Source organism: Sandarakinorhabdus sp. (assembly GCF_031430775.1).
Classification (GTDB): domain Bacteria; phylum Pseudomonadota; class Alphaproteobacteria; order Sphingomonadales; family Sphingomonadaceae; genus Sandarakinorhabdus.
Map to the genome: position 1 here is coordinate 19,239 of NZ_JANPCD010000115.1, position 10,893 is coordinate 30,131.

At 65.7% G+C, this 10,893-nt stretch carries 8 protein-coding genes; 3 read left to right on the plus strand and 5 right to left on the minus strand.

Going from position 1 to position 10,893, the window contains the following annotated elements; genetic code table 11:
• Position 1 precedes the first annotated feature (1 nt).
• The 4 genes from RMQ73_RS07025 to RMQ73_RS07040 all read right to left on the minus strand — a co-directional run bounded on the left by RMQ73_RS07025 (position 2) and on the right by RMQ73_RS07040 (position 4,871).
• Positions 2 to 3,046 carry an efflux RND transporter permease subunit gene (locus RMQ73_RS07025; RefSeq protein WP_310497377.1) on the minus strand — a complete coding sequence of 1,015 codons (3,045 nt, stop codon included), beginning with the start codon at positions 3,044 to 3,046 and terminating at the stop codon, positions 2 to 4.
• A 5-nt stretch (positions 3,047 to 3,051) separates the two neighbouring features.
• Positions 3,052 to 4,167 (minus strand): efflux RND transporter periplasmic adaptor subunit, encoded by a 1,116-nt coding sequence (locus tag RMQ73_RS07030; protein ID WP_310497378.1) that lies wholly within the window; start codon positions 4,165 to 4,167, stop codon positions 3,052 to 3,054.
• Positions 4,168 to 4,311: 144 nt separating this feature from the next.
• Positions 4,312 to 4,629 (minus strand): hypothetical protein, encoded by a 318-nt coding sequence (locus tag RMQ73_RS07035; protein ID WP_310497379.1) that lies wholly within the window; start codon positions 4,627 to 4,629, stop codon positions 4,312 to 4,314.
• A 29-nt stretch (positions 4,630 to 4,658) separates the two neighbouring features.
• Positions 4,659 to 4,871, minus strand: coding sequence for a hypothetical protein (locus RMQ73_RS07040; RefSeq protein WP_310497380.1), 213 nt, complete (start codon positions 4,869 to 4,871; stop codon positions 4,659 to 4,661).
• A gap of 170 nt (positions 4,872 to 5,041) precedes the next feature.
• On the opposite strand from RMQ73_RS07040, the gene RMQ73_RS07045 reads away from it, so the two are divergent.
• Complete coding sequence (locus RMQ73_RS07045) at positions 5,042 to 5,740, plus strand: S24 family peptidase (protein WP_310497381.1); 699 nt, start codon at positions 5,042 to 5,044, stop codon at positions 5,738 to 5,740.
• 11 nt (positions 5,741 to 5,751) lie between these two features.
• On the opposite strand, the gene RMQ73_RS07050 is transcribed toward RMQ73_RS07045, so the two are convergent.
• Positions 5,752 to 5,937 (minus strand): hypothetical protein, encoded by a 186-nt coding sequence (locus RMQ73_RS07050; protein ID WP_310497382.1) that lies wholly within the window; start codon positions 5,935 to 5,937, stop codon positions 5,752 to 5,754.
• Positions 5,938 to 6,177: 240 nt separating this feature from the next.
• Here RMQ73_RS07050 and RMQ73_RS07055 point away from each other — a divergent pair, with 240 nt between their 5' ends.
• On the plus strand, positions 6,178 to 8,049 hold the full coding sequence (locus RMQ73_RS07055) for a BamA/TamA family outer membrane protein (protein WP_310497384.1): 1,872 nt from the start codon (positions 6,178 to 6,180) through the stop codon (positions 8,047 to 8,049).
• On the plus strand, positions 8,049 to 10,893 hold a 2,845-nt coding region (locus tag RMQ73_RS07060), incomplete at its 3' end, for a hypothetical protein (protein WP_310497385.1). The genes RMQ73_RS07055 and RMQ73_RS07060, both read left to right, overlap by 1 nt.

Here is a 10,893-nt window from a genome sequence, read left to right on the forward strand (position 1 = left end):
TTCAGGCGGGAGGGGGGGCGCCGCGCACGATCAGCAGGTACATGACGGGAGTGACAATGCGGCTGAGCAGCGTGGAGGAAATGAGCCCGCCGATGATCACCCAGGCCAGCGGACTGTAAAGGCCCGAGCCGGACAGGGCGAGCGGCAGCAGTCCGCCGATGGCCGTGACGCTGGTGAGCAGCACCGGCAGGAAGCGCACTTCGCCGGCGTGTTCGATGGCGTCGCGCAGGCCCTGGCCCTGCTGGCGCAACTGCGTGGTGAAATCGACGAGAAGGATCGAATTCTTGATCTCGATGCCGATCAGCGCGACAAAACCGATGACGGCGGTGTAGCTGAGCGAATTGCCGGTCACGAACAACGCCACCAGCCCGCCGAACAAACCAAGCGGGATGACGCCGGCGACCACGGCGGTTTCGCGGAAACGGCCGAATTCGATGACCAGCACGGCGAGGATGCCGAACACAGCCAGCGCAATGATGGGACCAAGCCCGCCAAAGCTGCGCGCCTTGGTTTCGGCCTCGCCGCCGACATCGAAGCGATAGCCTTCGGGGAGTTTCACGGATTTTATGGCCTCCTGCACGGCGGCATCGACCTTGGCCGTCAGATAGCCATCGGCGATCTGGGCATCGACATAGACGACGCGTTGCTGGCGTTCGCGGTTGATGCGCGGCGGGGCGGAATCAAGCCGCGGCGTGGCAATCTCGCGCAGTGGCACGGCGTTCTGGCCAGCGGGTACATAGACCTGATCGAGCGCAGAGATGTCGTGACGCTTGTCCAGCGGCAGGCGCACGACGACATTGTAGCTGTCGCCCTCCACGTCGCGCAGTCGCCCGGCGGTTTCGCCTGCCAGCGCCAGACGCAGCGCGCGGCGCGGCGCCCCGGGCTGGACACCGAGCAGCGCTGCCTTGTCGGCATCGAGGCCCAGCGACAGGCGCGGCGTGTCCACCGCGATCGGATTGCGCACGTCGCGGGTGCCGGGCACAGCGCGCATGACGCCTTCGGTGGTTGCCGCAAGGCGTTTCAGCACAGCCAGGTCAGGCCCGACGATGCGGATCTGGATCGGCGCATCGATGGGCGGGCCGTTCTGGAAGATCTTGACGACAAATTGCGCGTCCGGGCTGGTTTCGAACGCCTTGCGGATGCGGTCGACCATCGCCGGGCTGCGATCCTTGTCCCACTCCCTCAGGGTGACGAGCACTTCGCCGATGTTGCTGCGCTGGTCGAAGCCGCGCTGGTTATAGAAAATCTGCGGGTTGCCGCGGCCGACATTGGCCATGATGTCGAGAACATCGGGTTCGGCGCGCAAGGTTTTTTCGGCCGTGCGTATGGCCCGGTCGGTGCGTTCGATGGCGGTGCCCTCGGGCGCGGTGACCTGCACGAGGAAATAGGTGGTTTCGGCCGGCGGAAACAGGCTGGAACCGATGAAGGGCAGCAGTCCAAGCCCCGAGAAAATCAGCACCGTCGCTGCCAGCATTGCCCGCCAGGGATGGGTCAGGCCCCAGTGGAGAACCGGCTGGTAAAAGCGCTGGATGCCGCCGTTGACGGCTTGCAGGAACCGATTGCCGTCATGGCTTTCGGTTTTGGGCAGCATGCGGCTGGCCAGGAACGGCACGATGGTGAGCGATACCAGCAGCGACGCCGCAACCGTGCCCAGCACGGCGACGGGCAACGAGCGGGTGAATTTGCCGGCGCCCTCGGGCAACAGGGTCAGCGGCAGAAACGCGAACAGCAACACGAACGTGCAGCCGATAACGGCCACGGCGATCTGTTTGGTGCCGTTGATGGCGGCCTGTTCGCGGGTTTCACCCATGCGCAGATGCCGGGCGATATTTTCAGTGACGACGATGGAATCATCGACCAGCAGGCCCAGAGCAATGATGAAGCCGGAAATCGCCAACTGGTTCAACGTGAAGCCCGAAAAGGCCAGCACCGCAACCCCCATGGCCAGGCTGAGCGGCACCGATACCATCACCACCAGGGACGCACGCCAGCCAAGCGGCAGCAGCGTGATCAGCACCAGCCCGACGGCGATGGCGAAATCCCGGCCCAATTGGTCGAGCTTGCGGGCAATATCGAGGCTCTGGTCGAAGCCGATTTTCAGATTCACATCCGGCGGCAACAGCTTTTCATAGTCGCGGGCGGCCGTGGCGGCAGCATCGCGGATGGCCAGCACATTGAGACCGTCTTTTTGTGTGAGCGTCACCCAGACGGCGCGCTTGCCATTGTAGCGCGCGTAATGCGGCTGTTCTTCATACCCCCAGGCAACGGTGGCGACATCCTTGACTCGCACGATGCGGCCATCGCGCGCCCGCACCGGCTCGTCCATCACTTCATCGAGCGACTTGTAGGCGCCGCCGGCCTGGACGTTCAGCCGCGTGTCGCCGCTGTGGACCGAGCCGGGAGGCAGGTCCTGCGCGCCGCTGCGCAAGGCATCGGTGATCGCGGTGACCGGCAGGCCCAGTTGCGCGAGGCGGCCGGAATCGACCGCAACTCGCACCTCGGGCGTCGGGATGGCCCATGCCCGCGACGTGCGCACGCCCGGCACGCGGTTGAGCCGCTCGCGCAGGTCCTTGGCGAGCTTTTCGAGCCGGCGGTACGACGCCGTGTCGGATACCAGCGCAAACTGGATGACAGCGGCTTCGGTGGTGCGGGACTTGAGGAATTCCAGCCGCTGCAACGCCGGCGGCAGGCTGGAGCGAATGGCATTCACCTCGCGCACCACTTCGTCGTAGTTTTTCTCCGGATCGCCGTCCCAGCTGAATTCGGCCGTGATGACGGCGGTGGAATCCGTGGACCGCGACGATACCTTGACGATACCGTCCAGCCCCTGAAGCACATCCTCGATCGGCTTGGCCACGGTCGTTTCCATGTCGCCCGGCTCCGCGCCCGGCACCGTGGCGACGACATTGATGAACGGCGAGGGGAAATGCGGATCGACAGACCGCGGAATGCCCAGAAACGCCGACAATCCGATGGCCGCCATAAGCCCGAAGATGACAAGCGTGATCTGCCAACGCTGGATGGCAAAGGTGATGATGCCCTGCACGCCGATCAGCCCAAAGGCCCGGCGCTGGGCCTGACGTTGACCCGGCTGCCGTCGCGCAGGCGGTCGACGCCGGATATCGCGACTTTCTCTCCCGGTTTCAGCCCCCCGGTGACGATGACAGCGGTGTCGCTGATCGGGCCGACAGCGACCTGGCGCAGCTTGACCCGGCCACTGGCCGCATCATGGACATAGACAAACCCTTCATCGGCGCGGGCGCCGAACACGGCACTGGCCGGCACAGATACGGGGCCAGATACGGGGCTGGCCACGCTGGCGGCGCCGGGCAGCGTGAGCATTGCAGTGCCTATCAGCCCGGATTTCAGCCGGGGATCCACTGGCAACTTCAGCTCGACCCGGAATGTGCCGGTGCCTTCATCACCGCGCGCTCCGATTTCCGACACCGTGGCATTCATCGGGGCCGGACCCAGCGCCGGCAGCCGCACCTGCGCCGGCTGGCCGAGCCGCAGCCGCGCGGCATCGGAATCCGCCATCGGCAGCCTGAGGACATAGCCGGCATCATATTCCCCGACCGAAAGCACGAGTTGGCCAGGTTTCACGATCTGGCCCGGCTCGGCGGCGCGCGACAGCACGACCCCGGCAGTGGGCGCCCTGAGCGTTGCAAGGCCGACATCGAATCCGGCCTGGCGGACACGGGCACGCGCAGCCGCCGCGCTGGCACGCGCTGCTTCCACGCGGGGGGCGGTGACCCAGCCCTTGTCGAACAGGCCCTTTGCGCGGGCCAGATCGGCGTCGGCACGCACCGCTTCGGCCCGCGCCGAAGCAAGCGCGGCATCAAGCCCGGTCGCGTCGAGCCGAGCCAACAGTTGCCCGCGTGCCACCCGGTCGCCTTCGCGCACCGCAATAGCAGCAACGCGGCCGGGTGTATTGAACGACAATTGCGTTTCGCGCTTGAGCCGCACGGTGCCGGCAATGACCAAGGCGCCTGTGCCATCTGCCGGCACAGCCGAACCAAGCGCCACCGCGATGACCCCGACCGGCGTTGCACGCGGCGGTGCGGGGTCGGAGCATGCCACGAGCAAAGCCATTGGGAGCAGCGCCAGCGCCGCATGCGCGAGAGCCGAGCCGGGCATTGCACCAAAACGCAGGGTGTTGAACGACATGGCTGAGGCCCGATTGATTTGATTGCGACTCAATTGCTAGTCGCAATCAAACGCTCCGGCAAGGCCTGTTGAGCGTGGCTCAATTATGTCGCAGGCAGCCGGGGTCCAGCATGACTGCGGACATGACCCCGGTCCCCAAAGCCCTCAATCCCGGATGACAAGGGCGTGGATGGTCAGTCCATGACCGTCGTCCCGCAAGTCCGGGTCCACGGCGACGGCAAGCTCGGCAACAAAATGTCCATGGATGGGGATTTCCCTGTCCGGCAGTTCAGACAGGATTCGCGCCATTGCACTGGCAACATGGTCAGGATCGCCGGCAAGTGCGACCATGAGCTCGTGCCGGGCGCCCGTCAGGGTCACGCTGGCCCAGTCGCGGCTCACCAGTTCGCGAACCACCAGTTGCAATTGGTCGGGGTGGCACGGATCGATTCCTGCAAGATCAGCGACGGCGCGTAGCAGCATGGCCTGAACATGGTCAAAATGAACAAGCATTACAGTGACTTTCCGTTTTCTGTTGGCACAGTCGCGCCAGCCTGGTCGGCGGAGATAAAGGCATGCACCCGGGCAATGGTGGCGGCACGCGGTTCGCGCCCGCGCCGCAAATCGAACACAAAACGCGGGTCGCCGGCCGCCTGACGACCAAAGCGCGACGGCGCAAGATCCTGGGCTCGGATATGACGTTCAATGATCTGCAATAGACTCATGACAGCGCATCTCCCCCTGGTTTCAGACTATGCCATAGGGACACTCCCTTGCATTTCCGGTCCGATTCGGCAGGATTTACAATTTATCCACGTTGAAATCCTACTAGTCTAGGTAAAAAACTATGCTATATAACGTCACAAGCGGACCAGGAGAGGAGGTTCCGCCCCCTATGGACACTGTCGCCATCAGGCAGCGGTTGGACGCGCTCATTTCGGCGCGCGGTGAGGATTATGCCTCGCTGTCACGGCGGCTTGGGCGCAACCCGACCTATGTGCAGCAATTCGTGAAGCGCGGCGTGCCGCGCTGCCTTTCGGAACGCGACCGGCGCACCCTGGCACAGCATTTCGGCATTGCCGAGCGGCTACTGGGCGGGCCGGACGAAGCATCGCGAGCCCTGCTGCCCCGGCCAGGATTATCGTCACAAGCCGATGATTATGTTCTGGTTGCCATGATGAGCCGCGCGGGCGGCATCGCCGAAACAGCGCAGGGCGCGGCGCCTGGCCCCGCCATATTGCCGGATCCGGCACTGGCGCCGGTGGCATTTCGCACCGGCTTCATCGGCGCTATCGCCAGCGGCCGGCCAGAGGCCATGGCTGCAATGATTCTGGAGGGCGATTCGATGTTGCCGGCGTTGGCCGATGGCGACCAGATCCTGGTCGATACCGACGACAGGGAGCGCCTGCGGGAGGGCATTTATGTCTTGCGGTTGGGCGAATCGCTGCTGGTCAAACGGCTGTCGGTCCACCCGGCGACCCGGCGCCTGTCGATCCGCAGCGACAACGACGCTTTTCCAAGCTGGGACGACTGTGACCCGGCCGCCATCGATGTCATCGGCCGCGTGGTTTGGGTGGGCCGCCGCCTGAATTAGCGCCGCCCAGATTAGTGCCTCTTGTCCCAGACGGCGAGGCCAACAGCAGCCGCGATACCCGCGCCGGCGCCAATGACCAGGCCGATCAGACCATTGCCGATTGCCATGCCGATCACTGGTCCCAGAATCAGTCCGGCCGCGACAAGGCAGCCTCCGCCGGCGGGTTCACGGAACTGATTGGGGCGTTCAGGCGTCATAACACCGCTTTTGCACGTGCCGGCGAGAGTGGCCAGTCCCAAGGATGACGCAGCGCTTGCACAAGAATGAAGGGCCGCTAGGACAGAAGCGTGGTGCAAATTCCATCCAGATTGGCGGCAACTCTGGGGTTGGCCCTGCTGTGCATGGCCCCTGCCCTCTCGGCCCAGCCGGCACTAAAGGTGCCCGCACCAGCGTCTCCGCCTGCATCAGGAACAGCGCAGGCCCCGGAATCGGGCCCAGTGCCAGCAAAAAAGCCCGGCGATATCCTGCTTGAGGATTTCGCGCCGCTGGAAGGTGCCGATGCCGTGGCTTGGCCAACAGTGGAGAGCACCACCGACAACGACCCGGCGCCTGCAACGGCGGCAATCCGCTACCAGCTGGTGGTCGATGGCTTGAAGCCGCTGGGTCTGCTGGATGAATTCCAGGGGCTTTCGTCGCTGTGGCTGCACCGGGCCGAGGACGCCAATCTGGCGCAGATCAACCGGCGCATTTCCGAAGACCGCGACCTGATCGACCAGTTGCTGCGGTCCATCGGCTATTATGGTGGGTCGAGCGTTGCTGCCATCACGCCGCCCAGGACGGCGCGCAGCGCAACCATGATCACCATCAAGGTGACGCCGGGCCAGATCTATGTCTACGACGATATTATGGTCAGCGCGCCGGCAAGTGCGGCCTTGGCGGTCGATCCCGGCCCGATTGTCACGCCGCTGCTGGGCATATCGCTGGGCGACCCCATCGAAGCGGCACAGGTGAACGCCGCGCAGGACGCGTTGCCGCTGCGACTGGCCGACGCCGGCTATGCCTTTGCGCGCATCATCGCGCCTGACATCGGCATCGACCATGCCAGCCGCACCGCCAGCCTGCGCCAATTCGTCGACCTGGGTCGGCGCGGCGTGTTCGGCCAGCTGACAATCACCGGGGACACGCAGGGTTTTGATGCCGCGCACTTGCAGCGGCTGGCGCGTTTCAAGCCGGGCGAGCCGTATCGCAACGGCGGCCGCGAGGATTTGCGCCGGGCGTTGATTCAAACCGGGCTGTTCGGCGCCATTGCCATCAAGCCGGTGGAGGGCGGCGTGACCGCCGATGGGCGCGGCGAGGTCAATCTGGAGATCAACGCCGAAGGGGCGCCGTCGCGCACCCTGTCCGCGTCCGGCGGCTATTCGACCGGCCAGGGCATCAGGCTGGAGGGCAGCTGGGCGCACCGCAATTTCTTCCCGCCCGAAGGCGCGCTGACATTGCGCGGCGTGGGCGCGCAGCGTGAACAAGTGGCGCAGGTGGAGTTCCGGCGGCGCAATTTCCGCCGGCGCGACCAGTCGCTGTCACTGTCCGGCGGCCTGAGTTTCTCGCAGCAGTTCGCCTTTTCAGCCAACACATTGGGCGTGACGGCGGCCATCACGCGCGAATCCAACACCATCTGGCAAAAGGCCTGGACCTATTCCATCGGGGCGCAGGTGCTGGCGACATCACAGCGCGACCTGTCGGCCGCGGGCCAGCCGCGCAACCAGTTCTATGTGCTGGCCTTTCCGGGCAGCGTGACCTGGGACCAGTCGGACGACCTACTCAACCCGTCGCGCGGATTCAGGTTGACCGGGCGGCTGTCGCCCGAACTCACGCTGCGTAGCGGCGCGAGCGTCAACTACCTCAAGGCCCAGATCGACGGCAGCATTTATCAGCCCATCGGCAATCTGGTACTGGCCGGGCGGCTGCACTTCGGCGCGATCTTTGGTGCCAATCGCGGCGTGGTCGTGCCGGACCGGCGGTTTTATGCCGGCGGCGGCGGTTCGGTGCGCGGTTATGAATTCCAGCGGGTCGGGCCGCGATCGGACGATGGCAATCCCACCGGCGGCAACAGCCTCGTCGAAGCGTCGATCGAGGCGCGCTATCGCTTCACGGCATTTGGCGCCGATCTAGGCTTGGTCGGCTTTGTCGATGCCGGGCAAGTCTATCAATCGACCGTGCCGAGCCTGCGTGGCCTGAAGGCCGGAGCCGGTATCGGCGTGCGCTATTACTCCAGCTTTGGCCCGATACGCATCGATGTGGCAACGCCGATCAACCCCGAAGCTGGCGATCCGCGCGTCGCATTCTATGTCTCGATCGGACAAGCCTTTTGATGGCGGCCGCGGCGCACAACCGCTGGTGGCGGCGCGGGCTGATCGCGCTGCTGGCGGTGGCCGCACTGGTTGCGGTCGTGCTGGCCGCCGGGCTGTACTGGCTGGATACCAGCAGCGGGCGTGCGTATCTGGCGCGCAATCTCACGCTTATCCGGTTGCAATCGGGGCTGACCCTGCGGGCGGAGCGGATCGACGGATCGATCTACGGGCGCGCGGACATTCATGGATTGATTGTTGGCGACCCGCTTGGGGATTTTGCCCGCGTACCGCGGCTGACGCTCGACTGGCGGCCGCTAGATCTGCTCCAGCGGCGTTTCACGGCACAGGCGATCATCGCACCCGATGTCATGCTGGCGAGGCTGCCGAAACTGCGTGACACGGGCAGCGACCGCATATTGCCCGATTTCGATTTTGCCATCGCCCGGCTGGAGATTAGGCGCTTGCATCTGGCAGCCGCAGTCGCAGGCCGGGCGCAAGTGCTGGCGGTGGCGGGCAATGCCGATATTCAGGGCGGGCGAGCACGTGTGCGGCTGGATGGCACCGGCGCTGCGGACACGCTGTTGCTGCGGCTCGATGCGCGGCCCGATGATGATGTCTTCGACCTTGACGCACGGCTGACCAGCGCACGCGGCGGAGTCGCGTCCGGGCTGCTTGGGCTGGACCGTCCGATCAGTGCCGCCATTGCCGGCAAGGGACAATGGCGGGACTGGCGCGGGCGCATCACGGCAGATGTTGGCGGCGCACGGGCGGCAGACCTGGCATTGACCAACCGCGCCGGCTTTTTCACACTGCGCGGCACGGCACGCCCGGCCGGGCTGCTGTCCGGCATGGCCGCGCGGCTGATCGGGGAATCGCTGGCTGTCGATGGCAGCGCCAGGCTGGATGACGTGCAAACGCTGGTGACGCTGAAACTGGCGAGCAAGGCGATTGCCGCCGATGTGTCAGGCAACATCGTGCGGGCATCCGAGCGGATCGAAAATGGCAGGATCGTGCTGCGACTGCTCGACCTTTCCGCCATCAGTCCCCGGCTGAGCGGGCAAGCCGTGATGGCCAAAGCCGGGCTGGCTGGTACGCTGGCAAACCCGCTGGTGGATTATCGCCTGACAGCGCAGACAATCGCCTGGGACAAGACCAGCGCCAGCGACCTGGTAGCGACCGGGATCGCCGAACGCGGCCCGCTGGACTCCGGCAGCCGGGCGTGGGTGATCCCGGTGGATATCCGCGCCCGCGCCATTTCCGGGTTGGGCGAGACGGCGTCGCCTTTGCTCATGGATGTGCGGATTTCGGGGCCACTGCGCTGGACGGCGGGACGGCTGACCGGACAGGGCATCAGCATCCGGACCAGTCGGCTTTCCGGCACGGGGGCGTTGGTGCTGGGCGGCGCGGTCTGGCAGGTGACAGCGCGCGCAAGCCTGCCGGCCTATGCACTGCTATCGCTGGGCCTGGCCGATGTGGTTGCCGACTTGCGGGTCGGGCCAGCGGCCGGCGGCGGGGCGGTGACCACCGGCAAGGCCGATGTGCAGATTTCGCGGCTCGACAACGGGTTTTTTGCAGCGCTTGCGGGGGGCTTGCCGCAGGTTACGGCCGATTTCACGCTGGCGCCCGACCTGTCGCTCGGCCTGGCGAACGCGCGGCTGATGGCACCGAAACTGACATTGGCATGGAGCGGCAGCCGCACGCCCGAAGGCATCATGCGGATTGCGGGCAGCGGCACATCCAGCGACTTCGGCCCTGTGGCGTTGACGCTGGCGGGACCGATCACGGCGCCGGATGTCGATGTGACTTTGTCCCGGCCCGGCTATGGCATCACAGCCGTGAGCGCCAAGGTGGTGCCAGCACCCGGAGGTTGGCGTTTTACGGCAGTTGGACAATCGGCAGCGGGGCCAATGACGGCGCGCGGCATCGTGGCGACAGCGACTGGGCCGGTGGTAATCAACATGGACATGCTGGCCATTGCCGGCATCACTGGCAGTGGCCGGCTGGTGCAGGCGCCGGCCGGGCCATTTGCGGGCACACTTGATCTTGTTGGCCAAGGGTTGTCGGGCACCGCGACATTTGGCGCGGCGGGCAACGTACAGCGCATGGTGATCGCGGCAAAGGCCGGCAACGCCGCGCTCGACATGGCGACACCTGTGACGATCGAAGATGGCCGGATCGACATGACGGTGCTGTTGCCAGCCAGCGGCCCCGAGGCCAGCGGCAGCTTTGCGTTTGCCGGCCTGACGCGCGGCAGCCTGATTATCGAAAAGTCCGAAGGCACGCTGCGCTATGCGGACGGCGCCGGCACGGCCAAGCTGACGCTCAACGGCCGCAGCGGTGTGGATTTTGCGCTGACCAGCGATATCACCGCGGCACGCGACCAGATTGTCGTTGCCGCCAGCGGACTTGTCGATGGCCGCGCCGCCCGGCTGGAAGCCCCGGCCATTTTCCGGCGAAGCGCCGATGGCTGGATTCTATCGCCGGTGAAACTGGTCAGCGCCGACGGGACCGGCGAATTTTCGGGCCAGACCGGTACCAAACAGGCCTGGCGCGGGCGATTCGACAAGGTATCGCTGGGGCTCATCGGCATTTTCTGGCCTTCGCTCGATGTGTCGGGGCGCGTTACCGGCAATATCGATATCGCAATGCCCGCAGGCGAAGCCCCGCGCGGCACCGCCAGCCTGCGCATCAACGGCCTGTCGCGTGCCAGCACGGCCAGCGCCTCCACCCCCATCGACGTTGGGCTGAACGCCAATCTGGGGATTGCCAGCAGCGTGGTGCGCGCCGTGATCGTGCGCGGGTCGCGGGTCGAGGGGCGGGCGCAGGCCCGGCTCGGCGCCATTCCCGATGGGCCCGAAGGATTGG

Coding starts and splice junctions, on each gene's coding strand:
- RMQ73_RS07035 (WP_310497379.1), bottom strand. CDS start 4,629: ATGCTGCTACGCGCCGTCGCTGATCTTGCAGGAATCGATCCGTGCCAC.
- RMQ73_RS07040 (WP_310497380.1), bottom strand. CDS start 4,871: ATGAGTCTATTGCAGATCATTGAACGTCATATCCGAGCCCAGGATCTT.
- RMQ73_RS07050 (WP_310497382.1), bottom strand. CDS start 5,937: ATGACGCCTGAACGCCCCAATCAGTTCCGTGAACCCGCCGGCGGAGGC.
- RMQ73_RS07045 (WP_310497381.1), top strand. CDS start 5,042: ATGGACACTGTCGCCATCAGGCAGCGGTTGGACGCGCTCATTTCGGCG.
- RMQ73_RS07030 (WP_310497378.1), bottom strand. CDS start 4,167: ATGTCGTTCAACACCCTGCGTTTTGGTGCAATGCCCGGCTCGGCTCTC.